This is a genomic window from Escherichia albertii NBRC 107761 = DSM 17582 (assembly GCF_000759775.1).
In the GTDB taxonomy this organism is placed as follows: domain Bacteria; phylum Pseudomonadota; class Gammaproteobacteria; order Enterobacterales; family Enterobacteriaceae; genus Escherichia; species Escherichia albertii.
Genome location: NZ_BBMY01000029.1, coordinates 21,203 through 43,749 on the forward strand (window position 1 = coordinate 21,203; position 22,547 = coordinate 43,749).

The window sequence follows — 22,547 nt, forward strand, 5'->3', positions numbered from 1 at the left end:
CCCGACGAATGAGTCGGGCTGGATGTATTATTTTGCGGCAGATGTTTTTGCTGGTTGTTGATCAACAGGTTCTAACTGGAAGACGACATCGACCTGATCATCAAACTGAATTGCAGCCTGCTCATAGGTTTCCTGAGAAGAAACCGGGGCGGCATCCGCTTTCATCATCCGTACCATTGGGCTTGGTTGATAGTTTGAAACATGGTAGCGCACACTGTAAACCGGCCCCAATTTGCGATTAAAACCGGCAGCCAGCTCCTGCGCCTGATGAATCGCATCATCGATCGCCGCTTTGCGCGCTTTATCTTTATAAGAATCCGGCTGTGCCACGCCTAACGAAACAGAACGAATCTCGTTAAGCCCGGCCTTCAGCGCACCATCCAACAAAGAATTTAGTTTGTCTAACTGACGCAACGTCACTTCTACCGTTCTCACAGCCCGGTAACCTTTCAGAATACTTTTACCGTCCTGGTAATCGTAATCTGGCTGGGTCCGTAAATTCGCAGAACGAATATCCTTTTTGGCTATCTGATTGAGTTCAAGGAAAGAGATATATTGCGCAACGCGTTCATCCGCCTGTTTCTTAGCTGTAGCAGCATCCTTCGCAGCCACGTTAACTTCAATAGCAAGAGTGGCGATATCTGGCACCGCATCGACACTTGCCGTACCGGAGGTAACAATATGCGGTCCATCCGGCAATTCGTTAGCTTGCACCGCCATCCCGCTAAAACCCATCAATGCCGCCAGGGCGATAACTTTGAACTTCACGTTAGTCTCTCCGTGTTAATTGACTTGCCCACAATTTCAGGACCTCTGGAGGCAAGCTTAGCGGTTCTGTTTTAATTTTCCATCAGATAGCGCCTAACTGAATAAGGCTTGTACATGAGCAATGCCATCTTTCGCCAGTTGCAGGGCGATAAACCACATCACACCCCCCACAATAATATTGATAATACGCTGTGCATTGGCAGTTCGCAGACGCGGCGCCAACCAGGCAGCTAACAACGCCAGGCCAAAAAACCACAGAAAAGAAGCACTAATCGTACCAAGTGCAAACCAGCGTTTTGGCTCCGGGGCCAGCTGCCCACCCAGGCTGCCCAATACCACAAAGGTATCCAGATAAACATGCGGATTCAGCCAGGTGACTGCCAACATAGTGGCGATAATTTTCCATCGTCCCTGCTTCATCATCCCGGCACTGACTAGCTCAGTATTGCTGCTCATTACGTTTTTAAAAGCACCAAAACCATACCACAGCAAAAAAGCAACGCCACCCCAGGTCACCAGCGCCAGCAACCATGGCGACTGCATGAGTAACGCACTACCGCCAAAAACACCGGCGCAAATAAGCAGCAAATCGCTGAGTGCACAAAGCAAGGCCGTCATAATATGGTATTGGCGACGAATCCCCTGATTCATTACAAACGCATTTTGTGGGCCAATCGGCAGGATCATTGCAGCACCAAGAGCAAGTCCTTGAAAATAATAAGATATCACGTTAATTATTCCGATTTAATTATCTGACGCGGAGACTATAGTGCGGGAATAACATTAGTAGAAATTGATAATATTAATAGTGTATAAATTATTTTAATAACAAACAAAATAATCCTATCTGGGAACTGAATTTAAGATAAAAACACCATTATTTCCCATAGCGCAACTGACACTATGGCATGCTTACCTGCTCGCTTTGTAAAGGATTGATATTATGCAAGCATATGATCTTACTCTTCTCCCCTATCCTATACGCGAGAATACACCACGCCAGCAAGGTTGGTGTTTTGGACTGCCTTCAGGAATAACACCTGAACAATGGCCGCTGGACCCAAATAATGGCTTTCCGCTGAATCACGGTTTTACCCTGTTGCTGCCGACGGATTATCGGATCTATGGGCCAGAAATCGTCGCCCTATCTTTCTTTGCTGTTGCTCCCGAACAAAACGATGGAGGAACACCATGCACAGAAGAAATATTGAATGCATTCGAGCATTTTGAACCTTCCACACCGCCTGAAGACCCTGATCTTTATCTCTTCTGGCTAGCAGAGAAAAAACGCCATCCATTGCTATTTCGGATGGAAGATATATTAGGCTGTTCTTATGCGATTATTTTGTTGACTCAATACGAATTTGAAGGTCCATTTTGTCAGCCGCCAGAACTCCTGCCAAATCGCTATCGCGATCAACAAGCGCCCCCCGCATGGCTATCCTCAGGCAGTGCTTTTAATTATTTCCAGTCAAATATCAGGTCAAAAGATACACCTGAAAGTAATTTTGTATATCGCAAATTTGGTACCCTTCCAGAACACTCGCTAGCATTCAATCTGGCTATTTCCTGCCAGCCACGTGCTTTCGATCCGAATGCGGGTATCAGTCCAACGGAAGATGATAATGGGGAATATCAGTCAATTTACTCTTTTTATGAAGATTCAGAGGGTGAGAGTAAATGTGAAATTCAACAATGGCATAGCGCACATCACGCCAATCACCTTGGCGGTTCCATGGCACCCGTTCAGTTCATTCCAGATGATATATCACCTTATTATATTGAATTTGAGGAATACTTCGGCGGATATAACTTTGGTGCAGGCAATGCATGGCTGGACTTTAAAAATATGAAATTTGATTTCAGTTGTTAAAAAAGAAGGCTTATCGATATCGATAAGCCTTCTTTACATCATTAATTATTGTTCTTTTACCCACTTAAAGTTCACATCCATTTGCGGATACGGGAAGCTGATACCTGCGGCATCAAACTCGCGTTTAATACGCTCCAGAACGTCCCAGTAAACATTTTGTAGATCGCCGCTTTTGCTCCAGACACGAACGATAAAATTAATCGAAGATGCGCCAAGTTCATGCAAGCGAACAGTCATTTCACGATCTTTCAAAATACGATCGTCGGACTGAATAATATTGGTCAGGATCTGCTTAACCTGATCGATATCAGAATCATATGCCACGCCAATAATAAACTCGTTACGGCGCGCTGGCTCGCGAGAGAAGTTAATAATATTACCAGCAATAATTTTCCCGTTCGGAATAACGATAATTTTACCGTCCGCGGTGCGCATGGTGGTGGAGAAAATCTGCACACTCAACACAGTACCCGCAACCCCGCCGAGATCAACATATTCGCCGGCACGGAACGGGCGGAACAGTACCAGCAATACGCCAGCGGCCAGGTTGGACAAAGACCCCTGCAAGGCCAGACCAACGGCTAAACCTGCGGCGCCCAGAACAGCAATAATCGATGCCGTTTGTACGCCCACGCGACCCAGTGCTGCGATTAGCGTAAAGGCAATAATCGCATAACGAACTAATGCAGAAAGAAAATCAGCAACAGTGACATCGATTTTACGGGAGATCATCAGGCGATTCACCGCGTTGGAGAAAACCCTCGCCACAATCAAACCAATGATGATAATCGCGAGTGACGCCACGATGTTTACAGCATAGCTTAACAGCAGTGTCTGGTTATTCACCAACCAGTTCCCTGCGTCGTTTATGCTATCGACAACATTCAAATCTTCCATTCAATATTCCTTTTCAACTGACTCAAAATGGAGAAAAACTCCGCCGCCATATGGCGGACAGTCAGACAAGGGTAAACAAAAAATAATAATTTTGCCAAATAGATCACAGATTTCCCCTATCCATCACCTTGCTTTTGGCGAAAAAAAGCCCCGCTGAGCGGGTTCTCAGACAGATGACAATGTGCGCTTTGTCATGCCGGATGCGGCGTGAACGCCTTATCCGGCCTACAAAAAACTGCAAATTCAAGATATTGCAGGATACGTGTAGGCCTGATAAGCACAGCGCATCAGGCAATTTTTCTTCTGGCGAAAAAAAGACCCGCAGAGCGGGCCTTGAGATAAGCAGAAAGGAATATCTTACAGAACGTCGATTGCGTTCAGTTCCTGGAATGCTTTTTCCAGACGAGCAATCATTGAAGTCTGGCCGGCACGCAGCCATACGCGCGGATCGTAGTATTTCTTGTTCGGCTGGTCTTCGCCTTTCGGGTTGCCCAGCTGCCCCTGCAGGTAAGCTTCGTTCGCTTTGTAGTAGTTCAGAACGCCTTCCCAGGTTGCCCATTGGGTATCGGTATCGATGTTCATTTTAACTACGCCGTAGCTTACGGAGTCCTTGATTTCCTGAGCAGTAGAACCGGAACCGCCGTGGAATACGAAGTTCAGGCTGTTGTGCGGCAGGTTGTGTTTCTTAGAAACATACTCCTGAGAGTCGCGCAGGATGGTCGGAGTCAGAACTACGTTACCCGGCTTGTAAACACCGTGTACGTTACCGAAGGAAGCTGCGATGGTGAAACGCGGGCTGATTTTGCTCAGCTCGGTGTATGCGTAATCAACGTCTTCCGGCTGGGTGTACAGTGCAGAAGCGTCCATGTGGCTGTTGTCCACGCCGTCTTCTTCACCACCGGTGCAACCCAGTTCGATTTCCAGAGTCATGCCGATTTTGGACATGCGCGCCAGGTATTTAGAGCAGATTTCGATGTTTTCGTGCAGAGACTCTTCAGACAGGTCGATCATGTGAGAAGAGAACAGCGGTTTACCGGTAGCAGCGAAATGTTTTTCACCCGCGTCCAGCAGACCGTCGATCCACGGCAGCAGTTTCTTCGCACAGTGGTCAGTATGCAGGATAACCGGAACACCATAGTGTTCAGCCATCTGGTGAACGTGATGCGCACCAGAGATCGCCCCCAGGATAGCAGCGCCCTGCGGAACGTCAGATTTCACGCCTTTACCAGCGATAAAGGAAGCACCACCGTTGGAGAACTGAACGATAACCGGCGCTCTAACTTTAGCAGCGGTTTCCAGTACGGCGTTGATGGAGTCAGTACCGACGCAGTTTACTGCTGGCAGTGCGAAGTTGTTTTCTTTTGCTACCTGGAAAACTTTCTGTACGTCATCACCAGTGATTACGCCAGGTTTTACGAAATCAAAAATCTTAGACATGTCTCTTGTCCTGTATCGTCGGGCCTTATACTCCTCATACTTCAAGTTGTATGTGCTGCGTCTTGAATTATTTAGAGTATGAAAAATTGCGTGCTACATGAGCGCGCGGCAACAAGGGCAGGTTTCCCTGCCCTGTGATTTTTTACTTCTTAGCGCGCTCTTCGAGCATCGCTACTGCAGGCAGTACTTTACCTTCCACGAATTCGAGGAATGCGCCGCCGCCAGTGGAGATGTAGGAAATTTTGTCAGCAATGCCGAACAGATCGATTGCTGCCAGAGTGTCACCGCCGCCAGCGATGGAGAACGCTTCGCTGTCTGCGATAGCGTTAGCCACAATTTCAGTCCCTTTACGGAAGTTCGGGAATTCGAACACACCAACCGGGCCGTTCCACAGAATGGTTTTCGCATTCTTCAGGATTTCAGCCAGTTCCTGTGCAGAAGCGTCGCCGATATCCAGGATCTGCTCGTCAGCTTTCACGTCGTTAACCGATTTCAGAGTAGCCGGAGCGGTTTCAGAGAATTCAGTTGCTACGCGAACATCAGAAGGAACCGGGATGTTGCAGGTGGTCAGCAGACGTTTAGCTTCGTCAACCAGGTCAGCTTCGTACAGGGATTTACCCACATCGTGGCCTTGTGCCGCGATAAAGGTGTTAGCAATACCACCACCAACGATCAGTTGGTCAGCGATTTTAGACAGGGAGTCCAGAACGGTCAGTTTGGTAGAAACTTTAGAACCACCAACGATAGCCACCATCGGGCGAGCTGGTTCTTTCAGTGCTTTACCCAGCGCGTCCAGTTCAGCCGCCAGCAGCGGGCCTGCACATGCAACGTCAGCAAATTTACCGATACCGTGCGTAGAAGCCTGAGCGCGGTGAGCTGTACCGAATGCATCCATTACAAACACGTCACACAGTGCAGCGTATTTTTTGGACAGGGTTTCGTCGTCTTTCTTCTCGCCTTTGTTGAAGCGAACGTTTTCCAGAACAACCAGTTCACCTTCAGCAACGTCAACGCCGTCGAGGTAATCTTTGACCAGACGAACCGGATTAGACAGTTTATCTTTCAGGTAGTTAACAACCGGCAGCAGAGAGAATTCTTCGTTGTACTCGCCTTCGGTAGGACGACCCAGGTGGGAAGTTACCATCACTTTTGCGCCTTGTTTCAGGGCCAGTTCGATGGTCGGCAGAGAAGCACGGATACGCGCATCGCTGGTTACTTTCCCGTCTTTTACTGGTACGTTCAGATCCGCACGGATAAATACACGTTTCCCAGCAAGATCCAGATCGGTCATCTTAATTACAGACATGGTGAATCCTCTCGTTGATTCTAAAAGTTTTGCAGACGCGCACGCGTCTTACCTGAAGGCAACAGCGGTCATCGCTAACGTCGTGTCAAGCATTCGGTTAGCAAAGCCCCATTCGTTATCGCACCAGACCAACGTTTTGATCAGATGTGCGCCACTGACCCGGGTTTGGGTGCCATCGACAATGGCACTGTGCGGATCGTGGTTAAAATCTACAGAGACCAACGGCAATTCCGTATAGTCAACTATACCATGAAATGCACCTTGTGCTGCTTTTTGCAGCAATCGATTGACTTCATTGGCTTTTACCGGTTTCTTCACCGTTACGCTTAAATCGATTGCCGTCACATTGATGGTCGGCACACGTACCGCAATCGCCTCAAAGCGATCGTTAAACTGCGGAAAAAATCGTGTGATACCGGCGGCCAGTTTTGTATCGACCGGAATAATCGACTGGCTGGCAGCCCGGGTGCGGTGCAGGTCAGGATGGTACGCATCAATAACCTGTTGATCGTGCATGGCGGAGTGAATTGTGGTCACAGTGCCAGATTCAATACCGTACGCATCATCTAACAATTTGATGACGGGAATTATGCAATTCGTGGTACAGGAGGCATTAGAAACGATGCGGTGTTCCGCCCGAAGTTGATCCTGATTGACGCCATAAACAACAGTTGCGTCGAGATCATTACTGCCAGGATGTGAAAAGAGCACTTTTTTGGCCCCGGCGGCAATGTGTGCTTCGCCATGCTCGCGGGTGCCATATACGCCGGTACAGTCAAGGACCACATCAACGCCAAGTTCACGCCAGGGCAGCGATTGCAGTGAACGTTCATGCAATACGCGGATGGCGTCACCACCAACAAAAAGCTGATCGCGTTCCTGGCGAACTTCCCAGGCAAAACGGCCATGGCTGGTGTCGTATTTCAACAAATGCGCCATGCCCGCAGCATCCGCCAGTTCGTTGATTGCCACCACGGTAATTTCCGCCCGACGTCCTGATTCATACAAAGCACGAACCACATTACGCCCGATGCGACCGAAGCCATTTATCGCTACGCGTACGGTCATAGATCTCCTGCAAGGCTTTCCCTGAGCAAATTTGCCAGACAGAGTAATCCAGCAAATCGTCCGGGGAAACCTTACCTGTCGCAAACTGCGACTGATTGGTTAATTGTCGAACATTTAATCGACTGAAACGCTTCAGCTAGAATAAGCGAAACGTGGAATAAAAGGAATGATTGTCCAGTCAAAGAAGACAATTATCTGACTTACGTCACGTTTTCAGCCCCGCCCCTGTGGAATTTATTTCACTTTGCAGAATCACGAATAAGCGTAGCAAAATCTTTTCGTTGTGCCGTCACAAACCCTGACTTATATCAGAATATGACTGATGCAGCGTCGATATTATCCGCAATACGTCCGAGTTTCGGAGTACTCCAATGATGACATTGCCCTACCCATATTCTTCCTCCGCACGTTTTTACGCGCTGCGCCTGCTCCCCGGGCAGGAAGTTCTCTCCCAATTACGCGCCTTCGCGCAACAACAACTCCACGCCGCGTGGATTGCAGGTTGTACCGGCAGTCTGACTGACGTCGCCTTACGCTATGCCGGGCAAGAAAACACTGCCCTGCTAAGCGGTAAGTTCGAAGTCATCGCATTGAACGGCACGCTGGAACAGAGTGGTGAACATCTTCATCTCTGCGTTTCCGATCCACACGGCACGATGCTTGGCGGTCATATGATGCCCGGCTGTACCGTGCGGACCACGCTTGAACTGGTGATCGGCTGCCTTGAGGAACTGGCGTTTAGCCGCCAGTCTTGCGCGCTTTCTGGTTACGACGAGTTGCATATTTCCCCCGTTAAATAACTACTTTCAGTGAGGTTTTCTTATGGCGCGTCGCCACTTTTCCAGTCAGGCATTGGTGTTGATCGTTATATCTATCGCCATCAATATGATCGGCGGGCAACTGGCCAGCATGGTCAAATTACCTATTTTTCTCGACTCCATCGGCACACTTATTAGCGCGGTACTGCTTGGTCCGGTGATCGGGATGCTGACCGGTTTACTGACCAATTTACTCTGGGGATTGCTGACCGACCCGATCGCCGCCGCATTTGCGCCCGTCGCGATGGTCATCGGCCTGGTCGCCGGTTGGCTGGCGCGAGCGGGTTGGTTTCGCACCCTGCCAAAAGTCGTTGTTAGCGGCGTGATTATTACGCTTGCGGTAACGGTCGTCGCTGTACCGCTGCGTACTGCGCTGTTCGGCGGCGTGACAGGAAGCGGAGCCGATTTGTTCGTTGCCTGGATGCACTCGATGGGGCAAAACCTGGTGGAGTCGGTGGCGATTACGGTGATAGGCGCGAACCTGGTCGATAAAGTTCTCACAGCAGTGATTGTCTGGCTTTTGCTCCGACAGTTGCCGATTCGCACCACACGCCATTTTCCGGCAATGGCTGCCGTGCGCTAAATGCATCCGTTTACATCCTTAACGCTGTGGGCGCTGGCGGCCTGCACCACGCTTATCCTGCCCACACAGACAATATTGCCAGTCTATAGCGCGGCGACCTTTTTCTGCCTTATTGCACTAAAGGCCACGCGGCGGCGGGCAAAATATGTCGTCTGGCTGATGTTCTCGCTGGGGGCTGGACTGTGGCTGGTGCACAGTGGCTGGCTGACAGAATGGCTAAGCGGCACGCCACGCTCTCCAGAACAGTGGGCGCATACTATTACGCTCTGGTTGCGGATTCTGGCGATTGTTTCAACCTCACAGTTGTGGATGCAGTACGTCCCCGTGCAACGTTTTATCCGCGCTTTGTTTGCTTCTCGCCTGCCGCCGGGCGTCGCTTATCTGTTTGCCGGGCCGTTATTGGTCGTTGAGCAGTTAAAACGGCAATTGGCGATTATTCATGAAGCGCAGCGCGCCCGCGGCGTGCCGCTGGATGAGGGCTGGTATCAGCGTTTACGTGCGATGCCCGCGTTAATTATTCCGCTAACACACAATGCGCTTAACGATCTGGCAGTCCGTGGTGCGGCGCTGGATATGCGGGCATTTCGGATCCACAACCGACGCACTACGTTATGGGCACCGCCTGACAGTAACCTGGAAAAAGTGGCGCGTTACACCATGATCTTGCTGATGCTGGCAGAATTCGGAGCGTGGATATGGTTACGTTAGAACAGTTTCGCTATTGCCCGACACACTCAACGCATCCTCCGTTCTGTTATGACTTTCACTATGTCAAACCGGGGATGGTCGCCATCTTTGGTGACAACGGCAGTGGCAAAAGTACGCTGGCACAGCTGATGGCGGGCTGGTATCCGGACTTTCTACCAGGAGAGATAACCGGCACGGGGACGCTTCTCGGTACGCCCATTAGGCGTCTCCCGCTTAATGAACAATCCGCCACCATCCAGCTCGTCCAGCAATCGCCCTATTTGCAGCTCTCCGGCTGTACCTTTAGCGTGGAAGAAGAAGTTGCCTTTGGGCCAGAAAATCTGTGTCTTGCTGAAAAAGAGATTATGGTGCAGATTGACGCCGCCCTGGCCCTGACCGAGTGCCAGCCGTTGCGCCATCGTCACCCGGCAACACTCTCCGGTGGAGAGACACAGCGCGTAGTCATCGCCTGAGCCATCGCGATGCAGCCAAAACTATTAATTCTTGATGAAGCCTTTAGCCACCTGACGCCGCAGGCCCGCGAAATGCTGTTGCAGCGCTTACAACACTGGGCGCTTGAACGTGGTTCGCTGATTATTCTTTTTGAACGTCATCACACACCTTTCCTGAATCACTGCCAGCAAGCGTGGCAATTGCAAAACGGAGCGCTCCAGCCACTATGTTAACGTTAAATCAGATATCTTATCGCTGGCCTGGAGCGGCAACGGATTGCCTTTGCGACATTTCTCTGCAACTCAAACAAGGTGAATGGCTGGCGCTGACCGGCGATAATGGCGCGGGAAAATCGACGCTGTTACGAGTAATGGCAGGTCTTCTTACGCCCACAGCCGGTACGGTTATGCTGCAACAACAAGCGATGAAAAACCTGAAAAACCGCCAGCGCGCGGCAAAGATTGGCGTACTGTTTCAGGAAGCGGAAAACCAGCTTTTTCACAGCACCGTTGCTGACGAGATCGCATTTGGTTTGAAACTGCAAAAATGCCCGGCGGATGAAATCACTCAACGTACCAATGCTGCCCTGCAATGCTGTCAGTTAGCAGACACTGCCAGCGCGCATCCGTTAGATCTGCATAGTGCGCAGCGACGGATGGTCGCCGTCGCCTGCCTGGAAGCACTCTCTCCACCACTATTGCTACTGGACGAGCCGAGTCGGGATTTTGACGAAAATTGGTTGAGCGTGTTTGAAAGCTGGCTGGAGAAGTGCCGCCAGCAAGGCACGAGCGTCGTAGCAATCAGTCATGACGCCGCATTTACCCGGCGTCATTTCTCTCGTGTGGTGCGACTGGAAGATGGTGTAATCAGGAACGTTAATCCACCAGACAATATTCACCCGTAGCGGTCATCATTAAGGTCAAATTTGCAGGCATACTCTCTTCCAGCACCCGGCGAACATTCGGCCCGTCGGTACGATCATAAAAGGCTTCTGCATCTGCCAGCGATAACCCTCCCGCCAGCTTGCGCCCCACCAGACGCTCCCGCAACGCAGATGCGGGAGCTTTGATAAAGATCGAGAAATCACAAAATTGCGCAAGCTGGCACCACTTTTCATCGTCCAGCAACAACCAGTTTCCTTCGACGATGACGAGAGATGCGGTAACGTGCAATGCATCTTCTACCGGATCGTGCTTTTGTCGATCATACTGCGGCCACGTACAATCCCCTTCCACTGCCCGGCGCAGATTTTCCGCCAGTTTCGCCACATCGAATGTCTCTGGTGCGCCTTTGAAGGGGCGTAATTGGTGCGCATCCAGCCAGCCGTTGTAATGGTGAAACCCATCCATCGGTAGCGTCTGGATAGTGGGTAATTCAGGGTCTTGTTGCGCGAGATATTCCCAGAAGGTGGTTAGGGTAGATTTACCCGTCCCCGGCGGAGCGCAAAGAAAAACCACCGTACGCCGCTGCGGATTTACCGCCTGTAAGGCCGCCAGCATACGCAGTAGCGGTTTATGAACATTCTCAATTTCATCATCAGAGTACTGCGCCTGTACCTTTAGTCCATTCACCGTCAGTTCGATTTTCACGGCGTTAATTCCTTTAAGGTGGTCGTTACTGCCAGCGTCAGCGCCGTTTTGACCATCCCGCTAAAACGCGCCTCTGACCAGACGGCGAAATCGGCGAACTTCATCGCTTTCAACGCGTCATAGAGCGTCGCATTGCGGGTTATGCTATTGACGTTGCTGATAAAATCCCAGGTCATGTCATCGGCAAATCCGGGCGTTTCATCCTGTTCGTTCAGGTAATGCCAGAACTGGGAAAAATGCGTGATATCGGCGTACAGCCATTTATCCATTTTCCCCAGCGCATAAATCAAACGCAGCGCAACATCAATATCGTCAAGTGGGCCACTTTGGGCGAGTAGCGGCTTCACTGCATATTCCACGATCTCTTCATCGTTATCGACAAACAGCGACGGCAGAAACTGGCGTATCCCCTGGAGCAAAATAGAATGCGCAGTTTTCATAAATGAAAATAAATTGTCCTGTGCATCCAGTTGCTCAAGCACATCATCTTCTGTCAGCGTCGCCATTCGTCTTCCGATAGATCACCATCAATGCAGGGAATCTATTATATTACACGTTTGGTCTGTGCCGCCGATCAGTAATGTCTGCGTCCGCACCCCATTCGCCGTCTGTTGGATACCGTTCACCAGCTCGCCGCCCGTCACGCCCGTGGCACTAAAGAGGATATCGTTCCCCCTCACCAGTTCGTCGAGCGAGTACACACGGTTCACTTCAACACCCATTGCCTTACAGCGCTGACGTTCCTGTTCTGCAATCTGCCGATTTTCGGTGTAATCCCCTTTGGCCTGACAAAAGTCAATCAGCTCGGCCTGCATATCTCCGCCCAGCGCTTTGACGGCACAGGCAGAAATAACCCCTTCTGGTGCGCCGCCGATGGTATACATCACGTCGTAAGGATTATCCTGCCAGCAGGTCAGCACGCTGGCGGCGACATCGCCATCCGGCAGGGCGAAAACCTTCACGCCCAGTTGCGTTGCTTCATCAATCACGGCACGAAGACGGGGTTTATCCAGCGTAACCATGCGTAGCCGGTCCAGCGGTTTTCCTAACGCTTTCGCCACGTTGCGCAAGTTATCCGCCAGAGGCAAAGACAAATCAATCGCGCCCGCCGCCAGTCGATTAACAACCAGTTTTTTCATATACATATCGGGCGCGTGTAACAAGCTACCTCGTGGTGCGAAAGCCATTACCGCCAGCGCATTGCTCTGCCCCATCGCCACCATCCGCGTGCCTTCAATCGGGTCAACCGCGATATCGACTTCTGGCCCATCGCCTTTGCCCACCTCTTCGCCAATCCACAGCATCGGCGCGTGGTCAATCTCCCCCTCACCGATAACCACTCGCCCACGAAAAGCGACGTCGTTCAACGCCTGACGCATCGCGGTGACCGCCAGACCATCAATTTTGTTTTTATCGCCACATCCGGTTTGCGGCCAGGCAGCCAACGCTGCCTGTTCCGTAACGCGAAATAATGGCCACGCCAGGGACATCATTGCGCAGCCTCCCCGATATCAACGCCAAATTGCGCCAGCAAATATTTCTCGGCCTGTTCATTCCAGATACCGTGCGTTTCCTCAACCAACCGCGCCAGCGCTTTAAACAGCGGATCGGTTTTGCCTTTTTCGGCAAAATCAGCAATGGCGGTCAGCGGCATGGTGACACCGTTATAAATGAGTTTTTTGCCACCGGGGATATCCGGCAAATTGAGCACGGTATCTGGCACCGCATCCAGCCCACCGACATGGGTCACCATAAAGGACGGCTGCAACTGCCCCGTGGCACTTAGCGCTATCGCCTCTTTCATATCGTCCGTTGAACCGCCAGATGTACCGACAACATGCGTGCTGTTGTAATGCACGTTGTAGAAATTAAACGGTACTTTGAAGTTTTTATCCGTCGGCCCGGCAAAGAAGTTCAGGCAACCATCTTCCGCCAGTAATTCGTCAGCCATCTCAACGACAGCAGGCACCGCCGCATAAACAAAAATGTCATCGAACCCGGCATCTCCTGTCAGTGCCCGCAGTATCTGGACCGGATCGCTCATCTCTTTGGTATTCACATATACCAGCTCAATGCCTTTACTGGCCGCCATTTCCGCCGGCAGCAGCTTCTGCACCTGCTCCAGCCGTTTTTCGTCGATATCGACCACCACTATCCGCGACGGTTGTATATCACCGTTAATGGCGTAATCGATAGCACCAATCCCCATCGGGCCAGCACACGCCAGCAGCGCAATATTGCCGCCAGGTTTGACGCCCATGCGATGTTCGTAAACATATTGCGTGGTGTGATAATTGGCATGATAAGCGCCAATAATGCAGCACATCGGTTCCGCCAGCGATGCCGCAGCAAAATAAGAGCCGTGATACGGTAATACGCAGCCCAGGTTAATAGCGACCTCAGGAATAATCATATAAGTGGCATTACCGCCAAAATATTCGTAGCTGTATCCGGCTGAATATCCACTGGGTAATCCCATTGCCGGTTGCAGTACAAAACGCTGCCCCTTTTTATATTTCCCGGTAAGATTCTTACCCACTTCGACAATAATCCCGGCACATTCATGCCCGGTAATGACCGGATGATTTTCTAAATCGTCGGGGACGCGTTTATGTTCACTACCGAGTAACGCCGCTTTCCATGTTGATAAACAAACACTGTCGGAAATAACGCTAACCAGTAATTCATTATCGGTAATTTCGGGCAATTCAAATTCGCGCAGACGGACATCCCGCTTGCCATAAATAGCAGCAACGTTGGTTTTCATTTTTACCTCTGCAATCAGTTTTTATGCTCGGCGGTTAATTGATTAAATAAAGTGTCGAGTTTTGGATCGCCAATATAGTTATTAATCAATATCAGTGGCTTCTCCGTCACGCGTTTCACTCGCCCTTCAAGACTGGCGTGCGTGACGACAATATCCGCATCCGCAGGCACGTTTTCGATGGCGTAATGTTTTACTTCAATTGCCAGTCCCGCTTTTTCCAGACGCTTACGGAAGGTGGTTGCGCCCATCGCGCTGGAGCCCATCCCCGCATCGCAAACAAAAGCAATACGCTTAACACGGCTTAATGAGAACGCGCCTTTCTGCTTCATTGCCTTAACGGCATTGGCTGATTCGGCAAACTCATCCTCACTCTCGGTTTCTGCCGTTTTTTCCATCTTCAGTATCAGGGAAGTAATGACGAAAGACACCAGGGTGCCGACTGTAACACCGGCAATTGTCGCCAGGAACGAGCCTTTCGGCGTCAGTGCCAGATAAGCAAATATAGATCCCGGACTCGGACCTGCCACCAGACCACCATCCAGTAAGTTAAACATCCAGGTGCCAGACATGCCGCCCGCAATCATGGCGATAATAGTCAGCGGCTTCATCAGCACGTACGGGAAATACAGTTCGTGGATCCCGCCGAGGAAGTGAATAATCATCGCGCCAGGCGCAGAGCGCTTACTCATTCCCTTACCAAACAGACTAAACGCCAGCAGCAACCCCAACCCTGGCCCCGGATTCGACGCCACCATAAAGAAGATGGATTTACCGTTAACCGAAGCCTGTTGCATCCCCAACGGATAATAGACGCCCTGATCGATAGCGTTATTGAGGAAAAGCACTTTTGCTGGTTCATTGATGACTGACAGCAAAGGCAAATAGCCCGCATGTACCAACGCCTCAATACACTCTTTGACGAAAGTATTGGCAATTAACACTGCCGGACCGATAACTTCAAAGCCCAACAAGCAGAGGATCATCCCGGCAATCCCTAATGAGAAGTTATTGATAACCATCTCAAAACCGGCGGGGATTCGCTTTTCCAGAACCTTATCGATGAATTTAATCACCAGGCCGCCCAGCGGCCCCATAATCATTGATCCAAGGAACATAGGTATATCAGCGCCGACGATCACACCGATAGTACCGATTCCCCCCATTACTGCGCCGCGCTTACCACCGACCAAATGACCGCCGGTAGAACCAATCATCACGGGCAATAAATAGGTAATCATTGGACCGACAATTTTGGCGAAATGTTCGTTTGGCAGCCAACCGGTGGGAATAAATAACGCCGTTATAAATCCCCAGGCAATAAAGGCACCGATATTGGGGATGACCATTGCAGTCAAAAAGCCCCCAAAAGCCTGGACCTTTGCACGAGCAGACTTGTTTTCCATGATATTATCCTGTAGAGGAGAGAGTAATTATCCGCGGCTGATAATGTCCGCTAATTGTCTTTCTGATGTTGCTGTTAATAATTGTTCGAGTATTTCATCTTCACTCAGTAATTCGCCTAACGCCTGAATAGCGCCAATGTGCGAATCGGCATCGACAGCAGAAAGCCCGATAAGTAATTTAATCGGTTCATTACTTCCCGGAAAATACACTGGCCGTTCGAGTAATGTCAGAGACATCCCGGTTTTAAGCGCCCCACATTCTGGCCGTGCATGAGGCATCGCTACTCCTGACGCAAGAATATAATAAGGACCATTGCTGATAGTTGAATCTTTAATAGCCTGAATATAATCCTCGCTGATATAATTTTCTGCTAGCAGTGATGCCATCGAAAAATCAATAGCATCCTGCCACTCTTTTGCTGCATGTATAACTGAGATTGATGATTCTGGAAAATAATCAATAAGCCGCATAAAATATCCTTATTTTTAGAATACCGCCGAGCGGTAAAAACAGAATACAGCGAATAAAATTGAAATCAATTCAGCTCAAGAGACAGCATTTAAAAGTCGGCAATAATATCAAACTATAATTAACAATGAGTTATGACAAGATGAAAATAAGTCAACTATTAAAATGTGATAATGAACACAAATGATGATTTCTTATTAAACATATAATTGTGATTTGCATCACTTTTTGCATATTGAAAGTACGAAAATGGACAATTTAGTTCTAATCATTTCCGCCATCGCCTTTATAGAATCCTAATTAACAAGCGTTCTCTGTTCTCTTTTCTGCCCATATGACATATTCCGTATCTTTACTCAAGGAAGATACACATGAAAGCCCCAGCTGCGATAACCTCATTCCGCCCGCAAAAACCTCTTGCCATCTCTATTGGCGTTCTGGCCATTGTGATACTGCCCTTTCTCTCGTATTACACCGTAAATGAAGGCGAGCGCGGTATTTTGCTTCGCTACGGAAAAATAGTAAAAGTGGCCGATCCGGGGTTGGGTTTTAAGATTCCTTTTATGGAAAGTGTGGAGAAAATTTCCACGCGTAATCAGGCTGTGGTCTATCAAGGGTTGCAAGGGTTGCAAGCCTACAGCCGTGACCAGCAGCCAGCGCAAATGACTGTATCAGTCAGCTTCCATATTAAGCCTTCAGAAGCGGGGGCGGTTTATACTACCTATAACACCATTGACGCCTTAAAAGATCGCCTTATTGTTCGACAGTTGCCGACCCAACTGGAGAACGTTTTCGGGCAGTATACTGCCATCAGCGCCGTACAGGATCGTACAAAATTAGTTCAGGATCTACAAAACGCGATGCGTAAAGCCGTGGTTGGCCCGGTGGTTATTGACGGGGTGCAAATTGAGAATATTGATTTTTCTGATGCTTATGAAAAGTCGATTGAGGACCGGATGAAAGCGGAAGTCGCTATTGCCACACGTAAACAAAATCTGGAAACAGAGAAAATCCAGGCGCAAATTGCGGTAACTCAAGCCCAGGCAGAAGCAGACAGTAAGCTGGCGGCAGCCAAAGCGGAAGCAGAAACGATTCGCGTAAGAGGCGCGGCAGAAGCCGAAACTATCCGTTTAAAAAGTGCCGCAGAAGCAGAAGCTATTCGCCTGCGCGGAGAAGCACTGCGAGATAATCCAGGCCTTGTAGCTCTTACCACTGCTGAACGCTGGAACGGTAAATTACCCGATACCATGATCCCCGGCAGTACAGTTCCATTTATCTCCACCAAATAATAAAGGGCCGCGTTTGCGGCCCATGAGACTGATGGCAAAGGCAAAACTGCCTGATGCGCTACACTTATCAGGCCTACATACTTTCTGCAATATATAGAATTTGCACGATCTTGTAGGTCGGATAAGGCGTACACGCCGCATCCGACATAAACAACGCGCGCTTTGCTAATAATCTGAAGGGCCGCTTTCGCGGCCCTTCTCACAAAACGTCTTACTGATTACAGCAGCGCTTTGGCTTTCGCAACAACATTGTCAACGGTGAAGCCGAACTCTTCGAACAGTTGTTCTGCCGGAGCAGATTCGCCGAAGGTATTCATGCCGACGATAGCGCCATTCAGGCCAACATACTTGTACCAGTAGTCAGCAATGCCCGCTTCCACCGCAACGCGAGCAGTAACCGCTTTCGGCAGTACAGATTCACGGTAAGCCGCATCCTGCTTGTCGAACGCGTCGGTAGACGGCATAGAAACCACGCGCGCTTTCACGCCTTCGGCAGTCAGTTTTTCATATGCAGCGACAGCCAGTTCAACTTCAGAACCAGTGGCGATGAAGATCAGTTCCGGCTGACCAGCACAGTCTTTCAGCACATAACCACCACGCGCGATGTTTGCCAGCTGCTCTTCAGTACGTTCCTGCTGCGTCAGGTTCTGACGGGAGAGGATCAGTGCGGTCGGGCCGTCCTGACGCTCAACACCGTATTTCCACGCTACCGCGGATTCAACCTGGTCACACGGACGCCATGTAGACATGTTCGGGGTCACGCGCAGAGAAGCGACCTGCTCTACCGGCTGGTGAGTCGGGCCATCTTCGCCCAGACCGATGGAATCGTGGGTGTAAACCATCACCTGACGCTGTTTCATCAGCGCTGCCATACGTACGGCGTTACGTGCGTATTCCACAAACATCAGGAAGGTGGAGGTGTACGGCAGGAAACCACCGTGCAGGGAGATACCGTTAGCAATCGCGGTCATACCGAACTCACGAACACCGTAGTGGATGTAGTTACCCGCGGCATCTTCGTTGATTGCTTTAGAGCCAGACCACAGAGTCAGGTTAGATGGCGCCAGGTCAGCGGAGCCGCCGAGGAATTCCGGCAACAGCGGACCGAACGCTTCAATCGCATTCTGAGACGCTTTACGGCTGGCGATTTTCGCCGGGTTCGCCTGCAGTTTAGCGATGAACTCTTTTGCTTTCGCGTCGAAGTCAGACGGCATTTCGCCTTTCATACGGCGGGTAAATTCAGCAGCTTCCTGCGGATAAGCTTTCGCGTAAGCAGCGAATTTCTCGTTCCATGCGGACTCTTTCGCCTGACCTGCTTCTTTCGCATCCCACTGAGCATAGATTTCAGACGGGATTTCGAACGGCGCATATTTCCAGCCCAGCTGTTCGCGGGTCAGGGCAATTTCAGCGTCGCCCAGCGGCGCACCGTGGGAGTCGTGCGTACCGGCTTTGTTCGGGGAACCGAAACCGATGATGGTTTTGCACATCAGCAGGGACGGTTTGTCAGTCACTGCGCGCGCTTCTTCTACTGCGCGTTTGATGGATGCCGCGTCATGACCGTCGATGTCGCGAATAACGTGCCAACCGTAGGCTTCGAAACGCATTGCGGTATCGTCGGTGAACCAGCCTTCAACGTGACCATCGATAGAAATACCGTTGTCATCGTAGAACGCAATCAGTTTACCCAGCTTCAGGGTGCCCGCCAGAGAGCAAACTTCGTGGGAGATGCCTTCCATCATGCAGCCATCGCCCATGAAGGCGTAGGTGTAGTGGTCAACGATGTCGTAACCAGGACGGTTAAACTGCGCCGCCAGCGTTTTTTCTGCAATTGCCATACCGACTGCGTTGGCAATCCCCTGCCCCAGCGGACCGGTGGTGGTTTCCACACCAGCGGTGTAACCCACTTCCGGGTGGCCCGGCGTTTTGGAATGCAGTTGACGGAAGTTTTTCAGTTCTTCCATCGGCAGATCATAACCAGTGAGGTGCAGCAGGCTGTAGATCAGCATGGAGCCGTGGCCGTTGGACAGCACGAAGCGGTCACGGTCAGCCCAGGACGGATTCTGCGGGTTGTGTTTCAGGAAATCACGCCACAGGACTTCGGCAATGTCAGCCATACCCATCGGGGCGCCCGGGTGACCGGATTTGGCTTTTTGTACTGCGTCCATGCTCAGCGCACGAATAGCATTGGCAAGCTCTTTACGTGAGGACATTTTGACTCCAGATCGGATGATGAAGGGCACGCCCTTAACGACTTGACGACAGCGCGTTTTGGGCTACGCCGGAAAATTTGCCAACAATTTACCGCAAGCTGCGCGTCATGTACATGGAACATCCTTTTGCCGTCTCAGAAATCTCTGGATCATGCTCGCATGTTGCGCAATCTGCTCGCCCGTCCATCACGCTTTTCCTTATACTTAGCCAGAACGTCGATTCACCTGCAAACGGCGTATTTTTAGAATAATCCTGACCTTGTGCGGAAGAGAAAACATGAAAATTCGCGCCTTATTGGTAGCAATGAGCGTGGCAACGGCACTGACCGGTTGCCAGAATATGGACACCAATGGACTGCTCTCATCTGGAGCGGAAGCTTTTCAGGCTTACACGCTGAGTGATGCGCAGGTGAAAAGCCTGAGCGATCAGGCATGCCAGGAGATGGACAGCAAGGCGACGATTGCACCAGCCAGTAGCGAATATGCTAAACGCCTGACAGCAATTTCCCGTGCATTGGGCGATAACATCAACGGTCAGCCGGTGAATTACAAAGTGTATATGGCGAAGGATGTGAACGCTTTTGCAATGGCGAATGGCTGCATCCGTGTCTACAGTGGCTTGATGGATATGATGACCGATAACGAAGTTGAAGCAGTGATAGGCCACGAGATGGGACACGTCGCATTAGGTCATGTGAAGAAAGGGATGCAGGTAGCGTTAGGTACCAATGCAGTACGCGTCGCGGCGGCCTCTGCGGGCGGAGTTGTCGGCAGCTTATCGCAATCACAACTCGGCGACCTGGGCGAGAAACTGGTCAACTCGCAATTCTCTCAGCGCCAGGAATCGGAAGCAGATGATTACTCCTATGACCTTCTGCGCCAACGCGGCATCAGCCCGGCGGGCCTTGCCACCAGCTTTGAAAAACTGGCGAAACTGGAAGCTGGCCGCCAAAGCTCAATGTTTGACGACCATCCGGCCTCCGCCGAACGCGCCCAGCATATTCGCGATCGCATGAGCGCGGATGGAGTTAAGTAAAGTCTGGTGGTGCCGAACGTAGGTCAGATAAGGCATTCACGCCGCATCTGACATGAATGGCACATTTACTACCTCGTGCGCATTGCCGGATGCGATGCTGGCGCATCTTATCCGGCCTACGGGTGCCGAACGTAGGTCAGATAAGGCGTTCACGCCGCATCTGACATGAATGGCACATTTACTATCTCGTGCGCATTGCCGGATGCGATGCTGGCGCATCTTATCCGGCCTACGGGTGCCGAACGTAGGTCGGATAAGGCGTTCACGCTGCATCCGACATTAATAGCAAATAGTACGTTACCCGTGCGCAGCTTATTCGGCGCTTACTCGCCCTTTTTCGCCGCCTGAATATACAGCATCTCCAGCGCCAGCGTCGCTGCTGCCAGAGCGGTGATTTCAGACTGATCGTATGCCGGAGCCACTTCCACTACGTCCATCCCAACAATGTTGAGATCTTTCAGACCACGAACCAGTTTAATGGCGCGATCGGAGGTCAGGCCGCCAATCACTGGCGTACCGGTTCCCGGCGCAAATGCAGGGTCCAGACAATCGATATCAAAGGTCAGGTAAACCGGCATATCACCAACAATCTGTTTCACCTGGGCGATAACGTCATCCACACTGCGATCGTTCACCTGGCAAGCATCCAGCACGGTAAAGCCATTATCTTTATCGAACTCAGTACGAATACCAATCTGCACGGAATGATTCGGGTCGATCAGACCTTCTTTCGGCGCAGTATAGAACATGGTGCCGTGGTCAAATTCACAACCGTTCGCATAGGTATCGGTGTGGGCGTCAAAGTGTACCAGCGCCATTTTGCCGAAATGCTTCGCATGAGCACGCAGCAGCGGCAGCGTAACAAAGTGGTCACCACCGAAGGAGAGCATACGCTTGCCAGCAGCCAGCAGTTTTTCTGCGTGTGCCTGCAATTTCTCGCTCATCTCACGGGCATCGCCGAAGGCATACACCAGATCGCCGCAGTCCACCACGTTCAGGCGCTCACGCATGTCGAAATTCCACGGGAAGCGATTGTGTTCCCAGGCCAGATTCGTCGAAACCTGGCGAATCGCTGCCGGACCGTGACGTCCACCGGCACGACCAGAAGTGGCCATATCGAACGGCACGCCAGTAATCACCCAGTCGGCATCGCTGTCATACGGCTGGAAGTTCATCGGCAGGCGTAAAAAACCAAAGGCGTTGGAAACCAGTGAGTTATCGTATTGATGACCTAAGGTGCTCATGGATGGACTCCTATTACAAAGTCGATACAAAAAACCCTTCCGCGTCGTTAGGCCCGACGAGGAAGGGTTGGATTCGCGAAACACATATTTAGAGCAATTATCGCCTTAAATGGGCGAGGCATCAAGCGAGGTTGCTACTTACGACACGGCGGCGGCGCGTAACCGTTGTTGTCTGCAGGAAATGCCTGCGCAGAACATGGCGGTTGCGCATTTTGAACCGGGCTTTGCAATTCAAAAGCGGCAAAGCCAATCACCCCTGTATTACGCACATCGCCTTGCGCCGAATTGGCAGCGTAGGAATCAGCAACGTTGGCGAACTGAAAAGCCGCTTCGGTATGTTTATCTTTGCGGAATCCTTTAATCGCTAACGAATCTCCAGCATTCACAATATAGCCATTGTTGTTCAACGAACCTTGTTTTCCGTTCAGAACATCCAGGCCATCAACCGTGGCAACAATCTCGTAGTTAGTGTTACGGCTGTAGTTACGGATATATAGTTGATAATTCATTCCCACACGAGCCTGAACAATATATCTCGGCGCATTATTTGATGAATCATAAACCCGTGTTATAGGAAGCGAATTGAAATTAGCATCACGAATAGCATATTCCAGTTCGTTAATACGAATACTGTAAACGCGATCGTGGTG

At 50.6% G+C, this 22,547-nt stretch carries 22 protein-coding genes and 1 pseudogene; 8 read left to right on the top strand and 15 right to left on the bottom strand.

Going from position 1 to position 22,547, the window contains the following annotated elements:
• Positions 1-27: 27 nt before the first annotated feature.
• A complete protein-coding gene (locus EA14781_RS07450) occupies positions 28-768 on the bottom strand; it encodes an oxidative stress defense protein (RefSeq protein WP_000669822.1) in 741 nt (246 codons plus the stop codon).
• Between the two features lie 93 nt (positions 769-861).
• A complete protein-coding gene (argO, locus tag EA14781_RS07455; RefSeq protein ID WP_002461329.1) occupies positions 862-1,497 on the bottom strand; it encodes an arginine exporter ArgO in 636 nt (211 codons plus the stop codon).
• A gap of 214 nt (positions 1,498-1,711) precedes the next feature.
• On the opposite strand from argO, the gene EA14781_RS07460 reads away from it, so the two are divergent.
• Positions 1,712-2,641, top strand: a complete 930-nt coding sequence (locus tag EA14781_RS07460) for a hypothetical protein (RefSeq protein ID WP_001149545.1) — start codon at positions 1,712-1,714, stop codon at positions 2,639-2,641.
• 45 nt (positions 2,642-2,686) lie between these two features.
• Here EA14781_RS07460 and EA14781_RS07465 read toward each other — a convergent pair whose 3' ends face one another.
• The 4 genes from EA14781_RS07465 to epd form a co-directional block, all read right to left on the bottom strand.
• Complete coding sequence (locus EA14781_RS07465) at positions 2,687-3,538, bottom strand: small-conductance mechanosensitive channel MscS (RefSeq protein ID WP_000389810.1); 852 nt, start codon at positions 3,536-3,538, stop codon at positions 2,687-2,689.
• Between the two features lie 357 nt (positions 3,539-3,895).
• Positions 3,896-4,975, bottom strand: a complete 1,080-nt coding sequence (gene fbaA / locus EA14781_RS07470; RefSeq protein WP_000034391.1) for a class II fructose-bisphosphate aldolase — start codon at positions 4,973-4,975, stop codon at positions 3,896-3,898.
• Between the two features lie 142 nt (positions 4,976-5,117).
• On the bottom strand, positions 5,118-6,281 hold the full coding sequence (gene pgk, locus EA14781_RS07475) for a phosphoglycerate kinase (RefSeq protein WP_000111269.1): 1,164 nt from the start codon (positions 6,279-6,281) through the stop codon (positions 5,118-5,120).
• 48 nt (positions 6,282-6,329) lie between these two features.
• Complete coding sequence (epd, locus tag EA14781_RS07480) at positions 6,330-7,349, bottom strand: erythrose-4-phosphate dehydrogenase (RefSeq protein ID WP_000218487.1); 1,020 nt, start codon at positions 7,347-7,349, stop codon at positions 6,330-6,332.
• 371 nt (positions 7,350-7,720) lie between these two features.
• Here epd and EA14781_RS07485 point away from each other — a divergent pair, with 371 nt between their 5' ends.
• The 5 genes and pseudogenes from EA14781_RS07485 to EA14781_RS07505 all read left to right on the top strand — a co-directional run bounded on the left by EA14781_RS07485 (position 7,721) and on the right by EA14781_RS07505 (position 10,794).
• Positions 7,721-8,149, top strand: a complete 429-nt coding sequence (locus tag EA14781_RS07485; RefSeq protein WP_000988704.1) for a PPC domain-containing DNA-binding protein — start codon at positions 7,721-7,723, stop codon at positions 8,147-8,149.
• Positions 8,150-8,171: 22 nt separating this feature from the next.
• Positions 8,172-8,750 (top strand): ECF transporter S component, encoded by a 579-nt coding sequence (locus tag EA14781_RS07490; RefSeq protein WP_000113905.1) that lies wholly within the window; start codon positions 8,172-8,174, stop codon positions 8,748-8,750.
• On the top strand, positions 8,751-9,458 hold the full coding sequence (locus tag EA14781_RS07495) for an energy-coupling factor transporter transmembrane component T (RefSeq protein ID WP_000553247.1): 708 nt from the start codon (positions 8,751-8,753) through the stop codon (positions 9,456-9,458).
• Positions 9,446-10,123 (top strand): annotated as a pseudogene (locus EA14781_RS07500) (ABC transporter ATP-binding protein). Before EA14781_RS07495 ends, EA14781_RS07500 begins: the two are co-directional and overlap by 13 nt.
• A complete protein-coding gene (locus EA14781_RS07505; protein ID WP_000956886.1) occupies positions 10,117-10,794 on the top strand; it encodes an ABC transporter ATP-binding protein in 678 nt (225 codons plus the stop codon). Before EA14781_RS07500 ends, EA14781_RS07505 begins: the two are co-directional and overlap by 7 nt.
• Here EA14781_RS07505 and EA14781_RS07510 read toward each other — a convergent pair.
• Genes EA14781_RS07510 through cmtB form a run of 6 tightly spaced genes read right to left on the bottom strand, consistent with a single transcriptional unit; the run spans position 10,766 to position 16,120 of the window.
• Positions 10,766-11,479 (bottom strand): nucleoside/nucleotide kinase family protein, encoded by a 714-nt coding sequence (locus EA14781_RS07510; RefSeq protein WP_000687726.1) that lies wholly within the window; start codon positions 11,477-11,479, stop codon positions 10,766-10,768. The genes EA14781_RS07505 and EA14781_RS07510 overlap by 29 nt on opposite strands.
• Positions 11,476-11,985 carry a fumarase E gene (gene fumE / locus EA14781_RS07515; protein WP_000224131.1) on the bottom strand — a complete coding sequence of 170 codons (510 nt, stop codon included), beginning with the start codon at positions 11,983-11,985 and terminating at the stop codon, positions 11,476-11,478. Before fumE ends, EA14781_RS07510 begins: the two co-directional genes overlap by 4 nt.
• Positions 11,986-12,006: 21 nt before the next feature.
• Entirely contained in the window at positions 12,007-12,972 is a 966-nt protein-coding gene (gene glpX, locus EA14781_RS07520; RefSeq protein ID WP_000987300.1) for a class II fructose-bisphosphatase, read from the bottom strand.
• Positions 12,969-14,246 (bottom strand): zinc-binding dehydrogenase, encoded by a 1,278-nt coding sequence (locus EA14781_RS07525; RefSeq protein WP_000856393.1) that lies wholly within the window; start codon positions 14,244-14,246, stop codon positions 12,969-12,971. The genes glpX and EA14781_RS07525 overlap by 4 nt, the downstream gene beginning before the upstream one ends.
• Positions 14,247-14,260: 14 nt before the next feature.
• The gene (gene cmtA / locus EA14781_RS07530; protein ID WP_000428772.1) at positions 14,261-15,649 is read right to left on the bottom strand and encodes a PTS mannitol transporter subunit IICB; all 1,389 of its coding nucleotides are present in this window, start codon (positions 15,647-15,649) and stop codon (positions 14,261-14,263) included.
• A 27-nt stretch (positions 15,650-15,676) separates the two neighbouring features.
• Entirely contained in the window at positions 15,677-16,120 is a 444-nt protein-coding gene (gene cmtB, locus EA14781_RS07535; protein ID WP_001236695.1) for a PTS mannitol transporter subunit IIA, read from the bottom strand.
• 369 nt (positions 16,121-16,489) lie between these two features.
• Between cmtB and EA14781_RS07540 the strand changes: the two genes are divergently transcribed.
• Entirely contained in the window at positions 16,490-17,407 is a 918-nt protein-coding gene (locus EA14781_RS07540) for a prohibitin family protein (protein WP_000646802.1), read from the top strand.
• A gap of 218 nt (positions 17,408-17,625) precedes the next feature.
• On the opposite strand, the gene tkt is transcribed toward EA14781_RS07540, so the two are convergent.
• Positions 17,626-19,617 carry a transketolase gene (tkt, locus tag EA14781_RS07545; protein WP_000098637.1) on the bottom strand — a complete coding sequence of 664 codons (1,992 nt, stop codon included), beginning with the start codon at positions 19,615-19,617 and terminating at the stop codon, positions 17,626-17,628.
• 277 nt (positions 19,618-19,894) lie between these two features.
• On the opposite strand from tkt, the gene loiP reads away from it, so the two are divergent.
• Positions 19,895-20,653 (top strand): metalloprotease LoiP, encoded by a 759-nt coding sequence (gene loiP / locus EA14781_RS07550; RefSeq protein WP_000701838.1) that lies wholly within the window; start codon positions 19,895-19,897, stop codon positions 20,651-20,653.
• Positions 20,654-20,976: 323 nt separating this feature from the next.
• On the opposite strand, the gene speB is transcribed toward loiP, so the two are convergent.
• Entirely contained in the window at positions 20,977-21,897 is a 921-nt protein-coding gene (speB, locus tag EA14781_RS07555; RefSeq protein ID WP_000105566.1) for an agmatinase, read from the bottom strand.
• Between the two features lie 134 nt (positions 21,898-22,031).
• Positions 22,032-22,547: hypothetical protein (locus EA14781_RS07560; RefSeq protein ID WP_042335496.1), on the bottom strand; the 516-nt coding region annotated here is incomplete at its 5' end.